At 37.5% G+C, this 23,429-nt stretch carries 20 protein-coding genes, 1 tRNA gene and 1 other annotated feature; of the genes, 7 read left to right on the top strand and 14 right to left on the bottom strand.

Annotated features, from left to right (window positions below; genetic code table 11):
• Positions 1 to 31: 31 nt before the first annotated feature.
• The 9 genes from infB to A9G24_RS05425 form a co-directional block, all read right to left on the bottom strand.
• On the bottom strand, positions 32 to 2,668 hold the full coding sequence (gene infB, locus A9G24_RS05465; RefSeq protein ID WP_065638131.1) for a translation initiation factor IF-2: 2,637 nt from the start codon (positions 2,666 to 2,668) through the stop codon (positions 32 to 34).
• A gap of 17 nt (positions 2,669 to 2,685) precedes the next feature.
• Positions 2,686 to 4,161, bottom strand: coding sequence for a transcription termination factor NusA (nusA, locus tag A9G24_RS05460; protein ID WP_065638130.1), 1,476 nt, complete (start codon positions 4,159 to 4,161; stop codon positions 2,686 to 2,688).
• Between the two features lie 16 nt (positions 4,162 to 4,177).
• Entirely contained in the window at positions 4,178 to 4,639 is a 462-nt protein-coding gene (gene rimP / locus A9G24_RS05455; protein WP_065638129.1) for a ribosome maturation factor RimP, read from the bottom strand.
• Between the two features lie 191 nt (positions 4,640 to 4,830).
• A tRNA-Met gene (locus A9G24_RS05450) sits at positions 4,831 to 4,907 on the bottom strand.
• A gap of 207 nt (positions 4,908 to 5,114) precedes the next feature.
• On the bottom strand, positions 5,115 to 5,921 hold the full coding sequence (gene trpA, locus A9G24_RS05445; protein WP_065638128.1) for a tryptophan synthase subunit alpha: 807 nt from the start codon (positions 5,919 to 5,921) through the stop codon (positions 5,115 to 5,117).
• Positions 5,918 to 7,111, bottom strand: coding sequence for a tryptophan synthase subunit beta (gene trpB, locus A9G24_RS05440; RefSeq protein ID WP_065638127.1), 1,194 nt, complete (start codon positions 7,109 to 7,111; stop codon positions 5,918 to 5,920). Before trpB ends, trpA begins: the two co-directional genes overlap by 4 nt.
• Positions 7,112 to 7,136: 25 nt before the next feature.
• Positions 7,137 to 8,519: a bifunctional indole-3-glycerol-phosphate synthase TrpC/phosphoribosylanthranilate isomerase TrpF gene (trpCF, locus tag A9G24_RS05435; protein ID WP_065638126.1), complete on the bottom strand. Its 1,383-nt coding sequence runs from the start codon at positions 8,517 to 8,519 to the stop codon at positions 7,137 to 7,139.
• Between the two features lie 15 nt (positions 8,520 to 8,534).
• Positions 8,535 to 10,166, bottom strand: coding sequence for a bifunctional anthranilate synthase glutamate amidotransferase component TrpG/anthranilate phosphoribosyltransferase TrpD (gene trpD, locus A9G24_RS05430; RefSeq protein WP_065638125.1), 1,632 nt, complete (start codon positions 10,164 to 10,166; stop codon positions 8,535 to 8,537).
• Positions 10,166 to 11,728 (bottom strand): anthranilate synthase component 1, encoded by a 1,563-nt coding sequence (locus tag A9G24_RS05425; protein WP_065638124.1) that lies wholly within the window; start codon positions 11,726 to 11,728, stop codon positions 10,166 to 10,168. Before A9G24_RS05425 ends, trpD begins: the two co-directional genes overlap by 1 nt.
• A gap of 57 nt (positions 11,729 to 11,785) precedes the next feature.
• Positions 11,786 to 11,871 (bottom strand) — a sequence feature (Trp leader region).
• A 326-nt stretch (positions 11,872 to 12,197) separates the two neighbouring features.
• Between A9G24_RS05425 and A9G24_RS05420 the strand changes: the two genes are divergently transcribed.
• Together A9G24_RS05420 and A9G24_RS05415 are read left to right on the top strand one after the other, a co-directional pair.
• Positions 12,198 to 13,106 carry an SPFH domain-containing protein gene (locus A9G24_RS05420; protein WP_065638123.1) on the top strand — a complete coding sequence of 303 codons (909 nt, stop codon included), beginning with the start codon at positions 12,198 to 12,200 and terminating at the stop codon, positions 13,104 to 13,106.
• A gap of 104 nt (positions 13,107 to 13,210) precedes the next feature.
• Positions 13,211 to 13,678 (top strand): NfeD family protein, encoded by a 468-nt coding sequence (locus A9G24_RS05415; protein ID WP_065638122.1) that lies wholly within the window; start codon positions 13,211 to 13,213, stop codon positions 13,676 to 13,678.
• Between the two features lie 71 nt (positions 13,679 to 13,749).
• On the opposite strand, the gene yqfB is transcribed toward A9G24_RS05415, so the two are convergent.
• The 4 genes from yqfB to dapD all read right to left on the bottom strand — a co-directional run bounded on the left by yqfB (position 13,750) and on the right by dapD (position 18,406).
• Complete coding sequence (gene yqfB / locus A9G24_RS05410) at positions 13,750 to 14,058, bottom strand: N(4)-acetylcytidine aminohydrolase (RefSeq protein ID WP_065638121.1); 309 nt, start codon at positions 14,056 to 14,058, stop codon at positions 13,750 to 13,752.
• A gap of 343 nt (positions 14,059 to 14,401) precedes the next feature.
• The gene (bglX, locus tag A9G24_RS05405) at positions 14,402 to 16,750 is read right to left on the bottom strand and encodes a beta-glucosidase BglX (protein WP_081303091.1); all 2,349 of its coding nucleotides are present in this window, start codon (positions 16,748 to 16,750) and stop codon (positions 14,402 to 14,404) included.
• A gap of 226 nt (positions 16,751 to 16,976) precedes the next feature.
• Entirely contained in the window at positions 16,977 to 17,468 is a 492-nt protein-coding gene (locus A9G24_RS05400) for a YajQ family cyclic di-GMP-binding protein (RefSeq protein ID WP_065586546.1), read from the bottom strand.
• Between the two features lie 113 nt (positions 17,469 to 17,581).
• Complete coding sequence (dapD, locus tag A9G24_RS05395) at positions 17,582 to 18,406, bottom strand: 2,3,4,5-tetrahydropyridine-2,6-dicarboxylate N-succinyltransferase (protein WP_065638120.1); 825 nt, start codon at positions 18,404 to 18,406, stop codon at positions 17,582 to 17,584.
• A gap of 358 nt (positions 18,407 to 18,764) precedes the next feature.
• Here dapD and A9G24_RS05390 point away from each other — a divergent pair, with 358 nt between their 5' ends.
• The 4 genes from A9G24_RS05390 to A9G24_RS05375 are packed head-to-tail and all read left to right on the top strand — an operon-like array spanning position 18,765 to position 20,544.
• A complete protein-coding gene (locus A9G24_RS05390) occupies positions 18,765 to 19,241 on the top strand; it encodes a prepilin-type N-terminal cleavage/methylation domain-containing protein (RefSeq protein WP_065638119.1) in 477 nt (158 codons plus the stop codon).
• Positions 19,235 to 19,798 carry a prepilin peptidase-dependent protein gene (locus tag A9G24_RS05385; RefSeq protein WP_065638118.1) on the top strand — a complete coding sequence of 188 codons (564 nt, stop codon included), beginning with the start codon at positions 19,235 to 19,237 and terminating at the stop codon, positions 19,796 to 19,798. The genes A9G24_RS05390 and A9G24_RS05385 overlap by 7 nt, the downstream gene beginning before the upstream one ends.
• Positions 19,782 to 20,222: a DUF2509 family protein gene (locus tag A9G24_RS05380; protein ID WP_065638117.1), complete on the top strand. Its 441-nt coding sequence runs from the start codon at positions 19,782 to 19,784 to the stop codon at positions 20,220 to 20,222. The genes A9G24_RS05385 and A9G24_RS05380 overlap by 17 nt, the downstream gene beginning before the upstream one ends.
• On the top strand, positions 20,215 to 20,544 hold the full coding sequence (locus A9G24_RS05375; protein WP_065638116.1) for a type IV pilus modification PilV family protein: 330 nt from the start codon (positions 20,215 to 20,217) through the stop codon (positions 20,542 to 20,544). Before A9G24_RS05380 ends, A9G24_RS05375 begins: the two co-directional genes overlap by 8 nt.
• A 21-nt stretch (positions 20,545 to 20,565) precedes the next feature.
• Here the strand turns inward: A9G24_RS05375 and A9G24_RS05370 are convergent, their stop codons facing one another.
• On the bottom strand, positions 20,566 to 21,315 hold the full coding sequence (locus A9G24_RS05370) for an alpha/beta fold hydrolase (protein ID WP_065638115.1): 750 nt from the start codon (positions 21,313 to 21,315) through the stop codon (positions 20,566 to 20,568).
• A 136-nt stretch (positions 21,316 to 21,451) separates the two neighbouring features.
• On the opposite strand from A9G24_RS05370, the gene A9G24_RS05365 reads away from it, so the two are divergent.
• Positions 21,452 to 23,395, top strand: a complete 1,944-nt coding sequence (locus tag A9G24_RS05365) for an exoribonuclease II (protein WP_065638114.1) — start codon at positions 21,452 to 21,454, stop codon at positions 23,393 to 23,395.
• The last annotated feature ends 34 nt before the right edge of the window (positions 23,396 to 23,429 follow it).

Here is a 23,429-nt window from a genome sequence, read left to right as displayed (position 1 = left end):
AAACCTTGCTTATAACATTAATACGTTGTAATTAGATCGTACGTTTGATTTCGATAGTTTCAAAGACTTCAATCGTATCGCCAACACGAACATCGTTGTAGTTACGCACACCAATACCACATTCGGTTCCGTTACGCACTTCGTTAACATCATCTTTAAAGCGACGTAATGATTCGAGTTCACCTTCATAGATAACCACGTTATCACGTAGAACACGAATTGGGTTGTGACGTTTAACCACACCTTCGGTTACCATACAACCGGCAATTGCACCAAATTTAGGTGATTTAAATACATCACGCACTTCAGCAAGACCAATAATTTCTTGTTTGTATTCTGGTGCAAGCATACCGCTCATGGCTTGTTTAACTTCGTCAATCAGATCATAAATTACTGAATAGTAACGAAGATCTAAGTTTTCTGATTCAATTACTTTACGCGCTGACGCATCGGCACGAACATTAAAGCCTAAAATAATCGCATTTGATGCTGCAGCCAGTGATGCATCGGTTTCAGTGATACCACCCACACCTGATCCGATAATTTTAACTTTAACTTCATCAGTTGATAGTTTAAGTAATGAATCAGAGATCGCTTCAGTAGAACCTTGAACATCTGCTTTTAATACAATATTAAGCTCAGAAACATCGCCTTCTGTCATATTGGTAAACATGTTTTCAAGTTTCGCTTTTTGTTGACGTGCTAATTTCACATCACGGAATTTACCTTGTCGATAAAGGGCAACTTCACGTGCTTTCTTTTCATCACGCACAACGGTGGCTTCGTCACCTGCTGATGGCACACCCGATAAACCAAGGATCTCAACTGGTATAGAAGGACCCGCTTCTGTCACTTCTTTGCCTAGTTCATTACGCATTGCCCGAATTCGCCCATATTCAAATCCACAAAGAACGATATCGCCTTTACGTAAAGTTCCTGATTGAACTAGTACCGTTGCCACAGAACCACGACCTTTATCAAGGAATGATTCAATCACAACACCACTTGCCATACCTGTTTCGTATGCAGTTAATTCAAGCACTTCAGCTTGTAGTAAGATGGCTTCAAGTAGTTGATCAATACCAGTACCTGCTTTAGCAGACACATGAACAAACTGAGTATCGCCGCCCCAGTCCTCTGACATTACGCCATATTGCGCAAGTTCACCTTTTACGCGCTCAGGATCCGCTTCGGGTTTATCAATTTTGTTTACTGCAACCACCATTGGCACATTTGCCGCTTTAGCATGTTGAATCGCTTCAATGGTTTGTGGCATTACGCCATCATCCGCTGCAACAACAAGTACTACAATATCAGTTGCTTTAGCACCACGTGCACGCATAGAAGTAAATGCTGCATGACCAGGGGTATCTAAGAAAGTTATTTCTCCACTTGGAGTCTTCACATGATAAGCACCGATATGTTGTGTAATTCCACCCGCTTCACCAGAAGCCACTTTTGCTTTACGAATATAATCAAGTAATGAGGTTTTACCATGGTCAACGTGCCCCATAATGGTGACAACTGGCGCGCGTGCAACTTTTTCAGCACCAGTATCACGATCGCTCATAAGAGATTCTTCTAGCTCATTTTCACGGCGAAGCACCACTTTATGCCCCATCTCTTCAGCAACAAGTTGCGCTGTTTCTTGATCGATAACCTGATTAATAGTTGCCATTGCGCCCATTTTCATCATGGTTTTGATGACTTCAGAACCTTTTACCGCCATTTTATTAGCCAATTCGGCAACAGTAATAGTCTCGCCAATAACCACATCGCGGTTAACTGCTTGTACAGGTTTATTAAAGCCCTGTTGTAAGGTACTTTTACCTTTCTTTTTATGACCACCACGTGTCGCAGCCCGAGCTTCTTCTCGTTCTGCTTTGCCTTCCGATAGTTTGCTGCCTTTTTTCTGCTTAGTCTGTTTACCACTACGACCTCGCCCTCGCGCACTTTCAACTTCACGATCGGTATCGTCTTCTGCGGCTCTCGCATATTTAGAGGTTGTCACATGATAATCTTCATCTTCGGTATGATCACTATCATCAGCCTCATTATATTGTTCTGCTAGTTTACGCGCTTCCTCAGCCATACGTTTAGCATCTTCCTCTAATTTTCGGCGACTTTCTTCTTCAGCTTTACGTTTAATTTCGTTCGCTTCAGCTTCTAATCGTGCTTTTTCCTCTTGCGCTTTTTTCACTTTAGGATTCGCTGAATGTTCTTGCGCTGCTTTCGCTTTTTCTTCTTGAGCACGTTTTTTGACTTCTTGCGCCTCTTTCTTTTCTTGTTCTTCAGCTTCTTTACGCGCTTTTAATTCGGCTTCTTCTTTCGCTTTTTGCTCTGCTTCAAGGCGTGCTTTTTCTTGTTCAGCAGCAATTTCGGCTGGATCACGTTTAACAAAAGTTCGTTTTTTACGAACTTCTACTTTAATTTCTTTGCTTTTGCCACCACCGCTTGACACATTCAAGGTTGAGTGCGTTTTACGTTGCAATGTTAACTTTGTTGGGCCTTGCTGAGGTTTTAAGTGAGCAAGCAAAGCTTCTTTTTCCTTTTGTGTAACAGTATCAGATGCGGTTTTCTTCATACCTGCATCGGCAAACTGTTGCAAAAGTGTTTGCACTGGAGTGTTTATCTCTTGAGCCAGTGTTTCGATTGATACTTTGGTCATGTATTACTTTTCCTCAATTATTCATCTGCAAACCAACAAATATTACGTGCAGCCATAATAAAATCGCCAGCTTGTTCGCTTGTTAAGCCTTCAATATCGTTTAGATCCTCGGTACCTTGTTCAGCTAAATCTTCCAAAGTAATGATGTCATGTTGCACAAATTGATAGGCTAACTCTTGTGTCATACCTGGCAAATCAAGTAAATCTTGAGCAGGTTGTTTATCGCCACTATTTGCTAGAGCCATTGTGGTTAATGCATCTTTTGCTCGACTTCTTAAAGCTTGAACCAAATCTTCATCCAGTTCTTCAATTTCAAGTAATTCGTCAACTGGCACATAGGCAAGTTCCTCAAGTGAGGTAAAGCCTTCTTCAACTAATAACTGTGCAAGTCCTTCATCAATATCAAGATGTTTAATTAGATTATTGATTGCCGCAAAAGATTCTGCATGGTGTTTTTCTTGCAAATCTTCGGTACTCATCACATTTAATGTCCAACCAGTAAGTTGTGATGCTAAACGGATATTTTGACCGTTTCGACCAATAGCTTGTGGTAAGGTTTCGGCATTGACTGCAACATCCATAGTATGTTTATCTTCATCAACAACGATGGAAACAACATCGGCTGGCGCCATGGCATTAATCACATATTGAGCAGGATTATCATCCCATAAAACAATATCAATACGCTCACCACCAAATTCATTCGATACGGCTTGTACACGCGCACCTCGCATACCAACACATGCACCAACAGGATCAATACGACGGTCATTACTGCTAACGGCGATTTTAGCACGTGAACCCGGATCACGAGCCACACCTTTGATATCAATCATCTCTTCGCCAATTTCGGGCACTTCAATGCGGAATAGTTCTTCCATCATTTCAGGATTTGACCGGCTAATACAAAGTTGTGCAGGTTTATTGTTTTGTTCAACTAGATATAAAATACCGCGAACGCGATCGCCAATGCGGAAGTTTTCGCGCGGCAGCATATCATGGCGTGACATCATGGCATCCGCATTGTTACCTAAGTCAAGAATCACGCTGTCACGATTGGTTTTTTTGACAATACCTGTCACAATATCACCAATACGACTTCTAAACATGTCAATGATCATTGCACGCTCAGCTTCCCGTACCTTTTGTACGATAACTTGTTTTGCCGTTTGTGTGGTTATACGGTCAAAAGCAACGGATTCAATTTGCTCTTCAACGTAATCGCCAAGTTGTACTGATGAGTCTTCGTATTGTGCAGCGTCTAATGTCATTTCTTTAGTTGGTTGCGTAACTTCATCAACAACAAGCCAACGGCGGAAAGTGTCATAATCCCCTGTTTTATGGTCAATTTTTACTATAACATCAATATCAACAGCATGTTTCTTTTTAGTGGCCGTTGCTAATGCGGTTTCTAATGCTTCGAAAATTTTATCGCGCGTAAGCGCTTTTTCGTTTGATACCGCTTCAACAACAGCTAAAATTTCTTTATTCATCCTTTATACCCGTACTCTATTTAAGGTTAAAATTAGGTACTATATTCGCTTTTTGGATATTACTAAAAGCAAACACTTCATCACTATCATCCACAGTTAATGTAATCATCTCACTATCGATAGACTTAATTCGCCCTTTCCACTTGCGCCGGTTAGCAACAGGAATACGTAAACTAATTGCGACTTCTTCACCAATAAAACGTTGATAGTGTTCAAGCGTAAACAAAGGCCTATCCATGCCAGGCGATGAAACTTCAAGATTGTAAGCATCTTTGATAGGGTCTTCGACATCAAGCACCGCACTGATTTGGCGGCTTACATCAGCACAATCATCAACAGTTATACCATTTTCACTATCAATATAAACTCGTAACACGGGATAACGGCCACGAATGTATTCAACGCCAACTAACTCAAAACCTAGTGCATTCACTGGCTCTTGAATGATATCAGTCAATTGCTGTTCTATATTAGCCAAACAAACCTCCACAGCAGAAAATAAAAAAGGGCATAAAGCCCAACATTCTTTTTAAACTTACGCTTAAATCACTACACGAAAAAAAACCTCGACATGCGAGGCTTACATTCAAAAACTAACTATAATGAAGCCACTTTATCCGAACTTTCAGACAATAACAGGATAGATTGGTTTATGAATGAAAATTTAAGTGGTTGCGGGGGCTGGATTTGAACCAACGACCTTCGGGTTATGAGCCCGACGAGCTACCAAGCTGCTCCACCCCGCGATAGATGGATGAGAATTATACGGCATTTTCAATAAAATGCAACCGCAAATCACATGGTTTTATCAATAAACTTAAAGTTATTAAAAATATGCTACACGTCAATTTTAATGTGCACACCAATTAAATTAAACATAACTGATTAACTAATATTGGCACAATAATTCGTTTTTCAAGTCAATCATTGCGCCCATTACTTTTTGCGATCAATTACTTGCTAGTTGCTTTTTTCATTATTTGGACAAAATTGGCTAATTGGTTAATCATTTGCTCAGGATTATCAAGGTTTTTCTCAATAATTTTAACCGTTGCTGATCCGCTAATTGCCCCTGCCGCACCTGATTTAATCGCTTCGCTAACTTGAGTTGGCTCGGAAATACCAAACCCTTGTAAAGCCGGAGGCGCTCCAAACGCAATTAATTTTTTTAACAAATGAGTAAGTGGTTTATTCGCGCGATTTTCAGCACCAGTAACACCTGCACGTGAGACCAAATAGGTATAACCTTTACCATGCTTAGCAATATTTTTAATGACTTCATCATCAGCATTAGGTGGACAAATAAAAATTGGCGCTATATTGTATTTTCCAGCAGACTTTGTAAATTCTTTTGCATATTCAACAGGTAAATCGGCAATCAATACCGAATCGACTCCCGCTTTGGCACACTTGGCATAAAAATTGTCGATACCATTTTTGAAAACTAAATTTGCATAAATAAGTAACCCTATTGGGATATTAGCATATTGCGCTCTCACATTAGTTAGAATCTCAAAACACTTTTCAACGGTTATTCCACCTTTGAATGCACGAATATTGGCATTTTGGATGGTTGGACCATCGGCCATCGGGTCTGAAAATGGAATGCCTAACTCTAACGCATCGGCGCCCGACTCAATCAAAGTTTGGATGATTTTAAACGACTGTTCTGGCGTTGGATCGCCAACTGGTACAAAAGGAACAAAAGCGCCACGTTTTTCAGCTGTTAATGTGGCAAACAGTTCTTGATAACGGTTCATTCGACTTCTCCTTTTGCTTTTAAAATATCATAAACGGTGAAAATATCTTTATCGCCACGCCCCGATAGATTAACGATTAATAGCTGTTCTTTATTGGGGTTTTCTTTAATCATTTTCATGGCATAGGCTAATGCATGTGATGATTCTAGCGCAGGGATAATGCCCTCATGTCGCGATAAGGCTTTAAAGGCATCAAGCGCTTCATCATCGGTAATGGACACATAATTGGCGCGACCAATACTATCTAAATACGCATGCTGTGGCCCAACTGATGGAAAATCAAGTCCTGCTGATATCGAATATGATTCTTCAATTTGCCCTTCATCTGTTTGCATCATTGGCGATTTCATACCAAAATAAATCCCTAATTGACCATGTTTAAGCGAAGCACCATGTTCACCAGATTCGATACCATGACCACCGGGCTCAACACCGATTAATCTAACCGATTTATCATCAATGAAATTAGCAAACATACCAATAGCATTTGAACCACCGCCAACACAAGCAATCACCGCATCTGGCAAGCGCCCTTCTTTCGCAAGAATTTGCTGTTTTGCCTCACGGCTGATCATTTGCTGAAATTCACGCACAATGGTTGGAAAAGGGTGCGGGCCCGCTGCTGTACCAAGCATATAATGGGCTTTTTCATAACTCCCAGACCAATCACGTAATGCCTCGTTGCACGCATCTTTTAACGTCGCTGAACCTGTTTCCACAGGGATCACAGTAGCCCCCATGAGTCGCATTCTAAACACATTCGGTGCCTGACGCTTAACATCTTTCGCACCCATATAAATTCGGCATTTTAAACCCAGTAATGCACACGCTAAAGCTGATGCAACTCCATGTTGCCCTGCCCCTGTTTCAGCAATAATTTCGGTTTTCCCCATTCTTTTTGCAAGTAAGGCTTGTCCTAAAACTTGGTTCGTTTTATGTGCGCCTCCGTGTACCAAATCTTCTCGTTTTAAATAAAGCTTGGTTTTCGTACCTGCAGTGAGATTTTTACATAAAGTTAATGCGGTTGGCCTGCCAGCATAGTTGACTAATAAATCGTTAAATTCTTTTTGAAAGTTAGGATCATTGATTGCCGAAATAAAGGCGTCCTCGAGTTGCTCAAGTACCGGCATTAATATTTGGGGGACATATTGCCCACCAAATTCGCCAAAGTAAGGATTTAATTTAGACATTACCATTCCTTTTTTAAATTAAAAATTAAATTTGTTCAAATGCAGCTTGGATTTTTTGTTTATCTTTAATTCCTGGTGAAACTTCAACTCCTGAATTAAGATCAACCCCCACCACACCCGTCGCTAAAGCTGCCTTTATATTTTGTGGATTAATACCACCAGCTAACATGACATTATTTAAATTGTGATCAGCAAGCATTGTCCAATCAAAACATTTACCTGTGCCACCGGCCCCATTATCAAATAGGTAACGTGAAACTAATGGATTATCATGTTTGGGGATGTTGCTTCCAATACTTAATGCTTTCCAAATTTGGCAATTTTCGGGTAATTCTTGTCGTAATGTTCCGATGTAGTTTTCATCTTCATCACCATGTAGTTGGACGGCATATAAAGATAACTGTTTTGCTATTTGGCATACGATTTCAATTTCTTCATTTCGAAAAACACCAACCCAATTCAGCGGTGCTGAGGCAATCACTGATCGTGCTTTAATTGGCTGAATATAACGTGCTGAGTTTGTCACAAAAATCAAACCACCATAGACAGCACCGGCTTGATAAGCATTGATTGCATCTTCAGTACGTGTTAAGCCACAAACTTTATTTTCACCTAACATCACTTTGCGAATTGCCAACGTCAAATTGGGTGCTGACATTAACGCACTGCCAATTAAAAACCCGTTAGCGTAATGACTGAGATCTTTAACCTGACTATGCGTATAAATACCTGATTCACTAATAATAATGCGATCGCCAGGAATTGACTTAGATAAGGTTTTTACCCGATTTAGATCAACCGTCAGATCCCTTAAGTTACGATTATTAATACCGATTACTTTTGCACCCAGTTGAATGGCTCTTTCAACTTCGCTTTCAGTACTGGCTTCTGTCAATATGCCCATATTGAGCTGATGAGCAATGTTGCTTAGATGACGATATTCATCATCCGTCAAAACAGATAGCATTAATAGTACTGCGTCTGCTTGATAATAACGGGCTAAATAGATCTGATACTCATCGATAATAAAATCCTTACAAAGTACCGGTTGTGTCACTTCATTGCGAACGATTGGCAAAAATTCAAAACTACCTTGAAAATATTTTTCGTCAGTCAGCACCGAAATAGCCGAAGCATAATTTTTATAAACCTTAGCAATACTAGCGGGATTAAAGTCATCCCGGATTAATCCTTTTGACGGTGATGCTTTTTTACACTCTAAAATAAAGACAGTTTTAGGTTGATTTAGCGCTTGATAAAAATGGCGATCACTGGGTGTTATTACTGATTTGAACAGTGCAAGTGGCTTTGCTGTCTGCTGCTCAGTTAACCAAATTTGTTTATCTTCAATGATCTTTTTTAATACGGTTGCCATTTCAACATTTTTTGCTAAGGCTGCAATTGCCATGTTGTTCTCCTTTTGTTATCTTGCTGCTAATTGTTTTAATAGCGCATAAGCTTTACCACTGCGCATCATAGCTATTGCCCTTTGTGCATTTTGTTTTAAATTTGACTCGCCAAACAAGCTCATTAACATTGCAACATTAGCGGCAATTGCTGATTGGTGTGCTGGCTTTCCGTGACCTTGTAAAATAGCAATTAACATATCACGATTCTGCTCAGGTGTACCGCCTTCAATATCTTTTAAGCTAAATGTTGGTAACCCAAAATCGTCCGGTGTAAGCGTAAAATAACGGATTCCGCCATTTTTCACTTCAGCAACGTGAGTTTTGCCATGAATGGCGACTTCATCCATGCCTGCACCATGCACCACATAAGCATGTTGATAGTTAAGCATTTGTAATGTTTCGGCAATCGGCTTGATTAAATCTAGATGATACACGCCAAGCAAAATACGTTTAGGCCGAGATGGATTAATCAACGGTCCAAGGACATTAAAAATAGTGCGTGTTTTTAACTGCTGACGAACTGACGCCGCATGACGGAAGCCTGAATGATATTGCTGCGCAAACAAAAAACACACGCCAAGCTCATCTAATGCTTGACGAGAAGCTTGTGCCGACATATTTAATTTAATGCCTAACGCAGAAAGCACATCCGAAGAACCTGACTTACTCGATACACCACGATTACCATGTTTGGCCACTTTATAACCCAATGCTGCAGCCACAAAGGCGCTGGCAGTTGAGATATTAATGCTATTGGTGCCATCGCCACCGGTGCCAACAATATCGGTAAAATCATAATCGGGAATGTCAAAAGCGTCAGCATTTTCAAGTAAAGCTTGAGCAGCACCAGCAATCTCATCCGGTTTTTCACCTCGAACTTTCATACTAATAATTGCGGTAGCCAATACTGTTGGTTCAATCTTACCTTGAATAATTAAACTAAACAGTATTTTACTTTCCTCTTGTGTAAGGACTTGCCCTAAATATAATTTATTAACAATAGGTTGAATATTGTACTCTTGCTTGTCAACAATAGCTTCTTGTTTTGGTTGTTCTTTTTTGTCTGGTGGATTCAGTGCCCACGCAATTGTTTGCTCTAATAGTTTTACCCCTTGAATGGTTAGAATTGATTCGGGATGAAATTGAAACCCACAAACGCGATCTTCATCATTACGCACTGCCATGACAATATTATTGCAAAGCGCATTAATAGTGAGTATTTTCGGGATGTTTTCGCCTTTTAAAGAGTGATAACGCGCAACTGGTAGCGGATTCGGTAATCCTTTAAACATCGCTTGTTCATCATGTTCAATCAACGAGGCTTTACCATGCAAAATATCGCCGGCTGGTACAATTGTTCCACCGTAGGATTCAACAATGGCTTGATGACCAAGGCAAATACCAATAATAGGTAATTTTCCTTTTAAGCGTTTGAGCAATTCAGGCATAGAGCCAGCCTCGCTCGGTGCGCCAGGACCGGGCGATAACATTAAAATAGGATTTTGCATTTGTGACAGTTTTTCAATAATTACATCAACAGGTATGGTATTTCGATAAATAGTTACACAATGCTTGCTATTACGTAATTGATCAACCAAGTTGTAAGTAAAGGAATCAATATTATCGATAAATAGGATATTAGCCATTAAAATACACCCTCTACATTATGTGCTGCCATGATAGCTCTAACTACGGCTCGTGCTTTATTGCGTGATTCATCGGATTCGGATTGTGGATCAGAATCTAACACCACTCCCCCTCCTGCTTGTACTGTTGCTATGCCATCTTCAACATAAGCACTACGAATGACAATACAGGTATCCAAATCACCATTCGCGGTAAAATAACCAACAGCGCCACCATAGCTACCCCGTTTAACTTTTTCCGATTCGGCAATTAATTGCATCGCACGAACCTTGGGTGCACCAGTTAATGTACCCATATTCATAGTAGCTTGATAAGCATGCAGTGCATCTAAATCAAGACGTAACTGCCCCACCACACGTGAAACCAAATGCATCACAAACGAGTAACGATCGACTTTTAATAACTCTTTGGTGTAACGAGTACCGGGTTTACAAATACGGGCTAAATCGTTACGCGCTAAATCCACTAACATTAAGTGCTCTGCCAATTCTTTTTTATCGGTACGCATTTCAAGCTCTAAGCGGCTATCTAAATCAAAATCAATTTCGCCATTGGCGGTTAATCCACGTGGACGAGTGCCCGCAATGGGGTAGATTTCAACTTGATTGGTTGCTTTAGTGTATTTAAGTGCACTTTCAGGCGATGCGCCAAATAACACAAAATCACTATCTTGCATATAAAACATATAAGGACTTGGATTATTGTTTTTTAATACCCGATAAGCCGATAACGGATTAGGACAAGGTAACGCAAAACGCCTTGACGGTACCGCTTGAAAAATTTCCCCCTGCTGAATCGCATCTTGCATCTTTTTGACAATCGTATTGAAATCATCATCACTTCTATCACAAGTGACCTTGATATTTTCTAGCGACTGCATTTGGATAGCTTTCATAGGTTGATTTAAAGTTGCCTCTAACTCGGCTAATCTTCGTGTCAAGCGTTCAAATTCTAGCTCATCTGATGTAAAGGCTGTTGCTTTTAAAATTGACACATGATCTTTATGATTTATTTCTAATAAGGTTTCAGCCAAATAAAAACAGAAATCTTGGCACCGCCGATCGGAAGATAAAATAGGCAGATTTTCAAAACCAGCAACAAGGTCATAACAAAATAGCCCGCCAACAAAAACCGCATCTTGACCGCATTGCTTAGGAATATTCACAATAGTTAACAATGTGCGTAATGCATCAAAGACTGAGAGTGACTTTAATCGCGAATCTTCATCTTGCAGGCTATCAATAGCCGGAAAAACCAATTTAAGTATTTGTTCATCCACTTGTACATTCACTGGCTTGTCTAAAAAAGACTGTTGCAATAAAGGTAATAGCTTTTCACCATTTGCGGTCAATGCTGTAAACGTGACTTCATTATTTATTGCCGAAATGCGTAACGCACTATCGACAATCATGACACTTTTAATTCCCTGCTTATTATCAATTTCGGCTGATTCAAGCAACAATGTTGCCGGTTTGCTATCACATAATTGATAAAACACCTGAGTCGGATCTGGATAATACCCGATGGTTTTGGTTAGCTGCGTTAATGTTGGCTTGTTCATTGTTGGCTCTCTATCTATATTTAATTTTTATTCATACCGATTCTTTGACCTGCTGGAAACAAAAAACCCGCACTAAGCGGGTTTATAAGAAAAGACAATACGTCATCACATCACCCGCCAAAAGTAATGTGCCACCAACCAAAAACAGTGGTTTGACAAATGTAAGTTAGAACGTATTGTCGTTTCATTATTTTTTATATGCTTAACACAAATTATGTACTATTAAACTAGTTCATTAGTTTATTGTCAAGAAAATATTGTATAAATAATTATCAAATTTGCATTCACGCATTTAAGAAGCAATAATTCGTGATTCTCTAACAAATTAAATTGAAAAGAAGATAGGCCCCTACTGAAATAGATAATCATAATTTTTATTATAAAAATCAATTATAACTAGTCAAATATTGAAATTATGCTTAGAATAACTAAACATTTTCATTATAAATATTTATAAGGATATTAAACTATGCCTGTATTTTATATCGTCATTGGTGTTATTGTCTTACTTGCTTTAATTACTGTCTTAAAAGGCATTACGATTGTTCCTCAAGGTTACCAATATACCATTGAGCGTTTTGGTAAATATACGCATACGCTTGAACCTGGTCTAAATATTATTATTCCATTTATGGACGGTGTTGGCCGTAAGATTAATATGATGGAACAGGTACTTGATATTCCATCACAAGAAGTCATTTCAAAAGATAATGCTAATGTGCAAATTGATGCGGTGTGTTTTATTCAAGTACAAGAAGCAGCAAGAGCGGCATATCAAGTAAATCAACTAGAGCGTGCTGTGATTAATTTAATGATGACTAATATCCGTACTGTTTTGGGTAGCATGGAATTGGATGAAATGTTATCACAACGTGATCATATTAACTCAAAGTTGCTAAATATTGTCGATGATGCAACAAGCCCATGGGGAATTAAAATTACGCGTATCGAAATTCGAGACGTTCGCCCACCAGCAGAATTAATTGCTGCAATGAATGCGCAAATGAAAGCTGAACGTAATAAACGTGCTGAAATTCTTGAGGCGGAAGGTGTTCGCCAAGCCGCAATTTTACGTTCAGAAGGTGAAAAACAATCTGAAATATTAAAAGCTGAAGGTGAAAAACAAGCTGCATTTTTACAAGCAGAAGCGCGCGAACGGGCTGCCGAAGCAGAAGCAAGAGCAACTCAAATGGTATCTGATGCTATTGCTGCGGGTAATATTAATGCGATTAACTATTTTGTTGCGCAAAAATACACTGAAGCGCTACAACAAATTGGCTCATCTGATAACAGTAAAGTGATTATGATGCCACTTGATGCGTCAAGTTTAATGGGCAGCATTGGCGGTATTGCTGAATTAATTAAAAACACAAAATAAAAAATCAAATTTTATACTTAAACATAGTGTTTCCTGAAACTTTTTGACAAAATCTATAAACGCTATGTTTAAGATTTTTACTGAATGGATTTTAAAGGTAATTGATGATGACTGATTTTTTTATGGCTTTTTATAGCTCCCCTCATTGGGTGTTTATCGCTTTAGGTGGAATTTTGCTAATTGCTGAACTACTAGGCACTGGTGGATACGGACTTTGGAGTGGGATTGCAGCCATTATTGTAGGTTTAATTGCTTGTGTTTTACCGCTTTCTTGGCCAATTTTATGGATTTTATTTGCAATACTAACCCTTGCATCTGCTTACCTTTGGTGGCTTTGGCTTAAAAAACAAGGAAAAGATAAATCACCTAAAGGCGAAATTAATCAACCACAACAAGATTTGATTGGTATTAAAACGGTTGTCACTGATGCTATTGTTAATGGTTCTGGCCGTGTAAAAATCAAAGACGGAACATGGTCAGCAAGATGCGATCAAGATCTTAACGTCGGTCAACATGTTGAAGTTATCTCTGTTGACGGTTTAATCTTAAACGTACAGCCCTTGAATAGATAATGACATTGAATTAATGCTATTGTGCTCTTATCAAGAATAAAAATACGTGTTCAAAACACGTATTTTTATGACTACAACAGCAAAAAACGAATCACAAAAAAATGATCTTCATGCGGATAAATATCACAAATCACCTTTTTCAGATCGCTTAACGTCATGTTCTCTTGTTTTGCGTGTTCTTCCGTTAACTGTTCAAGCGTAATGGGGGTAACGCTGATTATTTTTATAGTACAAAAATACTCGTTAGTTTCAAAAGTGCCAACACGAAGCTTATCACCTACTTTAAAATGTGACTCTTTTTTATCACGAATAGTAATAACTTTTAAACCAGCTAAAATATCAGACTTAAAACGTTGATAAAAAGTAATATCATTTTGCATAGTAATTATCCTATGTAAAATCAGCCGATTTACTTATTAGCTGATTATTTATAATTATAAATTAACGAATAATGAGTATTAAGGTTCAATGCCTATGACTTTCCAATTATGATTAGACTCATCGGTAATTTTTTCTTTTTTCACTTCGGTTATATATTTTATTGTCATATTACATATAATTCCATCTTCATCACCAAAAACAGAATGAGTAGCACGAGAGTTCCTAAGCAATCACTAAATAAACAGACATTTGTTGCAGAAACTGTCGGACAAGATCAAATTCAAACATAATAATGACCACAGAAACACAACCGTCGACAAAAGTCGACGGGAAATAAGAAATTTATTTATCAAGCAAAGTAAACATTTGCTTATCTTGGGTGGTAGAATCACTACCTATAAACACATTAAATTTACCTGGTTCTGCAACGTACTGCATTTTGTCATTCCAAAATTTTAACATATCATAGTTAATAACAAATTTTACTTGGCCTTTTGATTGCGGTTTTAAGGTAATATTTTCAAAACCAATCAATTCCTTAACGGGACGACTAACTGATGCGGTCACATCTTGCAAATAGAGTTGAACCGTTTGCATGCCTTCTTTGTTGCCAATATTTTCAACATTAACTGTAACAACAATTTCACCCTCTTTGTTCATTTCAGTACTAGATAAAGAAAAATCCATCGCAAAGTCGGTATAACTTAAACCAAAACCGAATGGAAATAACGGTTCGTTTGGACTATCAAAATACGAGGTCGTATATTTACCCATATTTTCAGTCCCATGTGGACGCCCTGTGTTTAAATGGCTGTAATAAACAGGGATTTGACCGACATTATCAGGAAAAGACATTGGCAACTTACCAGATGGGTTATACTGACCGAATAACACATCGGCAATGGCATTGCCACCCTCAGTGCCTAAAAACCAAGTTTCAAGCATAGCATCGGCTTGAGCATATTCTTCAGATAACGTTAATGGACGACCATTCATTAATGCAATAACTAAAGGCTTACCAGTTGCTTTTAGCGCTTTAAGCAAGCGTTTTTGACTTGCAGGTAAAGAAAGATCAGTTCGGCTTGATGATTCATGAGCCATACCTTCGGCCTCGCCAACAAACGCAATGACAACATCAGATTTTTTGGCTATTTTAACCGCCTCAGCAATCATTTTATCCGCAGGTCTATTATCAAACTTAGCTGTTTCGCCATACAAATTTAAAAATCGATATAAATTTGCATCATCAGAAAGGTTGGCACCAAAGGCGTAATTAACCAATTTTGAATTCTTAACTGCGCTTTTAATACCTTCTAATGGCGTTACCGCCAAATTAGCGCGTCCAGCACCCGACCAACTGCCTAAAATATCACGTTTGGAATCAGCCAATGGACCAATCACCGCAATTTTCTTATTTTTAGCTAGAGGTAAAATCCCATTTTCATTTTTTAATAGCACAATACTACGGCGTGCCACATCACGGGCTTCTTCACGATGCAATCGATTATCAGCAAACATTGTATCAATATCTAATTTTGGGTCTAAATTACGATTAGGATCACTAAATAACCCCATATCATATTTAAGCTCCAAAATACGGCGACATGCTTGATTGACTTCATCTTCTGTAATAGCACCTTCTTTAACCAATTCAGGCAAAAATTGCAAGAAATATTCATCATTCATACTCATATCAATGCCGGCTTTAATGGCAACTCGAACAGCATCTTTCGGATCACTCGCCACTCCATGATTAATCAGCTCACGAATAGCACCATGATCACTGACCACAACGCCATCAAAATGCCACTGATTGCGTAACACTTCGGTTAATAACCAATGATTAGCAGTTGCAGGAATTCCATTAACGCTCACAAGTGAAACCATGACTGCACGACTTCCGCTATCAATTGCCGCTTTATAAGGCACAAGATATTCTTGAAACATTTTACGTTCGCTCATATCGGTACTGTTATATTCACGCCCACCTTCAACCGCACCATAAAGCGCAAAATGTTTTACAGCAGTAACCAATGATTTTTTATCGGCAAGCGATTGCTTTTGCATCTTTTGAACAAAAATGCGTCCAGCTTCTGATGTTAAATAAGGATCTTCACCAAATCCTTCTGACACTCGCCCCCATCTTGGATCGCGTGTAATATCAACCATAGGAGCCCAAGTGATATTTAATCCATCCGAAGTCGCTTCGTTAGCTGACACTTCAGCCGCTTTTGCTATCGCACCACGATCCCAAGTTGATGCAATACCTAAATTAATCGGAAATACAGTGCGATGACCATGAATGATATCAAAGCCAAAAAACAGTGGGATTTTATTGGGAGATTTTAAAGCACGTTCTTGCATTTGAAAAAGATCAGGTTCGACAACTGTATTAAAAATACCACCAATTTCACCTGCTTCGATTTGATCAAGCACTTTATCTAATGTTAGATCACCGCCAACGCTAATCAAACGTAATTGCCCCGCTTTTTCTTGGAGCGTCATTTTTGATAATAGATTATCAATAAAGGCTTGCTTTTCATCCTTTACGTTTTTAGCATCTTTGACATCCTTAATGTCGTTAACGTTTTGAACTTCCTTTTCTTTTTTTATTTTGATATTAGGATTTTGTGCAAACAAGTACCCAGAAAAGACAAGAAAAAATAAAAATAGCGCTAATTTTTTTATCATAATAAATATTGTTATAATTAAGAGGATAGACAAGTAAATAGCATAACGTATTCATAAAAAAAAATCTCATTCTTTACGCTACTTACATTTAAGGCAGCATAGCTGTTGTTCGGTAAACACCCATACCCAAATATAGATGTTTCTGAAACTTCTTATTAAAGATAAATTATAATTGTTAAAGGGATAATATTGCCGACATTTAGCGGCAATATCCATTCAATAATGATTAGTCTCTAAAATTAGTAAACTGAAACGGTTGACCAAATTCGCCATTTTTAACTAACGCCATCGTTGCTTGTAAATCATCGCGTGACTTACCTGTAACTCGAACTTGTTCACCTTGCACTTGAGCTTGCACTTTAATTTTGCTGTCTTTGATCGCTTTTACAATTTTTTTAGCTAACTCTTTATCAATACCCTGCTTAAGTTTAACCGTAACACTATAAAGTTTACCGCTATGCTCCATTTCTTCAGGGATCTCAAGTGCACCACCATCAATACCACGTTTGGCTAACTTATCACGTAGGATATCAAGTAATTGTTGCACTTGGAAATCAGATTGGCTGGTTGCTTTAATCGTTTCATTTTTTTCATTTAATTCAAACGATGCTTCAACATTTTTAAAATCCCAACGGGTTGTTAGCTCTCGAGTTGCATTTTCAACACCATTTTTAACTTCAGGCATTTGGATTTCTGACACGATATCAAAAGAAGGCATAAATTTTCCTCTTCTAATGGTTATAAAACATAAATAAATTTACTAAGACAAGTGGGTTGCATTTGCTGCCTAATAATTTAGGCAGCATTTAAATTTATACTTATGGATTGCAATTAATCAATCGTTCGAAGTAATTCGTTAATACCCACTTTACCTAACGTTTTGGCATCTACTTTTTTAACAATGACTGCACAATACAAACTATATTTACCATCTTTAGTTGGTAAATTACCAGAAACGACAACGGAACCAGCAGGCACACGACCATAATGCACTTCGCCTGTCGCTCTATCGTAAATTTTAGTGCTTTGACCAATAAATACGCCCATTGAAATGACGCTACCTTCTTCAACAATCACACCTTCAACAATTTCGCTACGCGCACCAATAAAACAGTTATCTTCAATGATGGTTGGATTAGCTTGTAATGGCTCTAAAACACCACCAATACCCACTCCCCCCGATAGGTGGACATTTTTACCAATTTGTGCACAAGAACCAACAGTTACCCATGTATCAACCATAGTACCCTCATCAACATAAGCACCAATATTGACATAAGATGGCATTAATACGGTATTACGAGCAACATAGGCACCTTTACGCGCAATAGCTGACGGAACAACACGGAAACCTTCTTGTTGGAATCTTGCTTCATCATATTCAGCAAATTTTAATGGCACTTTGTCATAATAATTGGTCGGTCCGCCATCGATCAGTTGGTTTTCGTTAATACGGAAAGAGAGCAAAACAGCTTTTTTCAACCATTGGTGAGTCACCCAATCGCCATTGATTTTTTCTGCGACACGCATTTTACCGCTATCTAATAAGGCGATACATTGGTTAATCGCATCACGTGTAACCGTATCTACATTTGATGGTGTAATTTCAGCACGACGTTCAAATGCTGCTTCAATAATAGTTTGTAATTGTTGCATCTCAAGTTTCCTTTAACTTATAAATCCGTTAGCAAATAATAAATGGATAAACAGTATAATATAATCCGCTTTGCTTTTTAAGTGGTTTAATAAGATCATCTAAATCTACACATTCCCCACCGTTCTTTATTATTATGATGATTAGCGCTTACGAAAAAACAAAAAACACCAAATAAGAAATCAAATAAAAACAACTTTCTAACTAAATGATTTTGGATTAACCTTTTATCAAGCTTTTTATTTAAAATAAAAAAATACAATTTATTTGGAGAGTAAGTCACAAATTAAGATTACTAAGTACCCCATTATTTTATTCAAAGCTACACTAGCTCTATCACAATATTAAAAAGACAATATTATGCAAGATTGGGGATTTTCATTACTGGAGTTATTAATAACCATTTGTATTAGTGCCATTTTGGTCTCAATTGGCATAGGGCATTGGAAAGAACAGCAACTTCGCAACGAATTGGTATCCACTACCAAACAATTAGCTTATTTTATATATGAAGTTCAAATAAAAGCATCCAGTAAAAACGAAAATTACATTATTCACCAATTTACATCACCTTGGTGCATTACCATTACTCACGATGAAAAACCCTGCTCGTGCAGTGAAGGCGTGCTTTATTTTATGAAACCAGATAATTCCGTTGAAATTAGTGAATTATCAAACAACAAAAATGCTTTTATCTTAGGACGTCGCAATATGGCGCAAACAATGTCTTTTCAATTAAAAAATAAAATAGGTACCAGCAGAATTTTTGTTTCTTTACTTGGACGCATTCGATTCTGTGCGGAAAACAGCTATATAACAGGTTTACCACCATGTTAAAAGCATCTGGATATTCCTTATTTGAAATGCTGATTAGCATGATATTATCCAGCCTAATTTTTATAGGCATGACCTCTTTTTACATTCAATTACAAACCAGTATCATGCAATATTATCAAAAAACACGTTTGCAACAGGCTATCGAACTTGGATTAGCTGGCATGAAGAAGGACATCAAACGAGCAGGTTTTATTGCTAATAATCCAAACAAAATGACCGCTAAAGCGATTGAAATCGATAAACAGTCTCAATGCATTATTGTTCGGTATGATAGTGAAATTCGCAATTCTTGGGTCTGGGACAAATTTAACCCCATGGCGTCTGATATTTTTACTTATCGCTATAAAAAAAACAACATAGCTTATAGAACAGGATCAATAGATTGTGTTGACGGCAAATGGGAAAACTTGTTCGATTCAAAAGAAATTAAAATCACCGACTTTACAATAAAACAGCTACCCAATGCCATAAGTCTATCAGTCACTGCTGAATTAAGAAAAAACAAACAGATTAAATATCATATAACCGAAATCATCAAAAATGAAAATCGATTTTAAACAACATGATGTTTCGCATGGTTTTAGCACTATTTTAATGGTGATTACTTTAATGGTCGTGGGATTGGTACTATTAATTGGTTTTAATTTGCTTATTACTTCATGGCAAAAAGCGATATTAATGGAAAGCCAATACTATCAGCGATTTAATCAGGCAAGCTCATCATTAGCGTGGGCAATTAATCAAAATTGGCCAGCACCTAAGGCCCATTGGCATTGTATGACCGAGCCAACTTATCAACTAAAAGCCTGCATAAAACAGTCTTTATTAAAAGTCGATGAATATGTATTAGTTCGTGGCGAAGCCAAAGACGAAGATTTCTATTTATATACACTTGCACATTTTGACAATAATCGATTAATTGTCAAAAAAGGCCATTGGCTCGATTATTGCCCAGAAAAAAAGGCTATTTATTGTGAATAATAAAGATATAGCTGGCTTTAGTTTGATTGAAGTTATAATAGCAACGCTACTATTTTCAATTATTATGCTGGGATTTATTAACTACCAACAAGCGTTGTTCAATAAACACCATTACTTTGCAAACTATTTGCGCGCTAATAAAATTGCTTTTCAACTACTTGATAGCTATCCTTATATCCCTAATGAAATTATCCCTTCTGGTTGGCATTATAAGATCACTAATAAAACATATAATGCCCAGTGTAAAATGGTTGTTATAATGGTTAATGCGCCTAACAAACAAGTTGCTGAGCAGCAACGATTATTTTGCAATTCAATCTAATATTTACTGATTAAATACCATTTATTCCTCTAACCAGTTATGTAAAAGTTGCAAAACTTGCTGCGTTTTTTCAGCATGAACATTGTGCCCAGCCCCTTCAACCACTTCGATTTTGGCATTCGGGAATTGCGCAAAAATAGCATCATATGCCTCATTGGTAATATAAGACGAGTTGCCGCCACGAATAAATAATGTGGGTTTTAACCAAGGGGATATATTTTGCCAATCACAAATATGACCATACTGCGAATTAATCGCTTGAATGTTAAATAACCACTTTTCGTTTTTAAACGATTTTAATAAAAAAAGAATGGTTGGTGCATTAATACCGGCTTGTTCCATTAAATTGATGATCTGTTTTTTATCGGTAATTTGATTAGTCAGGCAATACATTAATACTCTTAAAATAGTGGCATTGCCTGAGCGGTGATATTTTATAGGCGCAATATCAATAACAACCATTTTTTGGATAGTATCTGAGAGCATCTGTGACAAGTGCATAGCAACCTTACCACCCATTGAGTGACCAATTAATATGATATCTTTTAATTGTAAATCATAACAAAGTTCAGCCACATCTTCGGCCATCGCTTGGTAGTTTATCTTATCAGACCAAGGTGAATGCCCATGGTTACGCAAATCAACTTGCACCGTTTGATAATGCTTTGCAAAAGCTTTTGCAAGCATATTTAAATTATCTAAACTACCAAATACGCCATGTAAAAATACAATCGGCTGTCCCTCACCCTGCAATTTATAATTTAATTTCATACTTTAATTCGACCAATAATTTTAAGTGGCATTATTATACGTCTATTTTCAACGTCATCACCGATTAATTCAATAACCACAATTGACATAACTATGATAGAATTTAACACTAACTTTTTAACTAGTGTTAAGCCATATGTTTCAAAATAACCCTCTACTTGCACAATTAAAACAAGAACTTCATAAACAAACTCCTCGCGTTGAAGGTATTGTTAGATCTCATGAAAAAGGATTTGGTTTTTTAGATGTAGATAATAAAAAAAGTTATTTCATCCCAATTGCTAAAATGAAAATAGTCTGTAATGGTGATAAAGTATCGGGGACAGTAATAAGTCATAACGATAAAGAATCTTTTGAGCCCGAATCATTAATTGAAGGTGCATTGCAAAAATTTATTGGCAAAATAGGTTTTCAAGAGCGTGCAATGGTAATTTATCCTGAAAATATGCCCGCAAATTTCGCCATTCGCTGCAAAATAAATAAACAAGTTAGCGAAAAACTAAAAGAAGGTGACTGGGTTGTGGCAACACTTGTTTCACACCCTTTGCAAGAAGACAATAATCATTTTCTTGCTGAAGTTATTCGTTTTGTTGCTGAAAACAATTCCCCCTATCAACTGTGGCTAAAAACGTTAGCGCGTTACGATTTAGAAACGCATGCTCCACAAATCGAAACATTAACGATTAACGAGGCTGAACTTGATAACCGTCAAGATTTAACTGATGTTAACTTTTTTACTATCGATAGCGAAGATACTGAAGATATGGATGATGCCATTGCGGTTTCTAAAGATGAACTGGGGCATTATCAACTGATGGTTGCCATTGCTGACCCAACTGCTTATGTATTACAAGATAGCAAGCTTGATCATATTGCCAAGATTAGAAATTTCACAACCTATTTGCCTGATTTTAATATTCCTATGCTGCCCAAAGAACTTGCCAATGAACTATGTTCATTAAAAGCAAATCAAAAACGCCCAGCAATGATATGTAAAATGAGTATTGACAAAGCGGGCAATATTATTACCGATAGTATCACCTTTATGTCTGCTTGGATTGAATCAAAAGCGAAACTATCTTATACCAATGTTTCTAATTTTTTAGAGAATGATGGTGAATTAGTAACGAATAACTCTAGCATTAAACAACAACTTAGCTGGTTAGCAGATTTAGCTAAAATCCGCATAACATGGCGACAAATCCATGCATTAGTCTTTAAAGATAATGGTGATTATCGTTTTGAACTTAATGAAAATCATCAGGTTATATCAATCATTAAAGAAACTCGTCGGATTGCTAATCAAATTGTTGAAGAGGTCATGGTTCTAGCAAACCAAGCTTTAACATTACAATTACAACATAAAATTGGCTTTGGAATTTTTAATATTCATTCAGGTTTTGAGCATAAATATATCGAACAAGTGATAAATTTTTTAAATGACAACGGGATTACAGAGTTTGATAAAGATTCACTCTTATCTTTCGATGGTTATGTCAAGTTGCGACGTGTAATTGACAATAATCCATTTTTAACCACAAAGCTCCGCAAGTTCCAAAGTCCTGCAGATTTTTCAACTGAGCCACAACCGCATTTTGGTTTAGGATTTGACGCCTATGCAACATGGACTTCACCAATACGCAAATACGGTGATATGGTCAACCATCGACTAATCAAAGCGTATATCCGTTCACAAGAATTATCTCCACCAGATAAAGAACAATTAAAAAGCATGAATGAAAGACGCAAAATATTACGATTTGCTGAACGTGATATGGCGGAGAACCTTTATGCTCAATACTTGTCAGATAAAATCGGTGAAAGTTACTCTGCTGAAATTATCGATATTAATCGTGGTGGCGCTCGAGTTCGTTTATGTGATATCGGTGCTTTTGCTTTTGTACCTCTTTCAATGATTCACTCAGTCAAGGAAGAAATTATTCCATTACCCGATGAAGGCATCATCAAAATTAAAGGTGAAGCTTGCTATAAACTGGCTGACACTATCTCGGTTGTTATTCATCAAGTTAAAAGCGAAAATCAAGCAATCATTGCTAAATTATCCATGAATAAAGAATAAAAATAACGTTACACTTTATTCAATGTTTTGCCCC

Origin of the sequence: Gilliamella sp. App6-5 (assembly GCF_001690525.1) — a bacterium.
Classification (GTDB): Bacteria; Pseudomonadota; Gammaproteobacteria; order Enterobacterales; family Orbaceae; genus Gilliamella; species Gilliamella apicola_H.
This window is presented reverse-complemented; position numbering and strand designations above follow the sequence as displayed.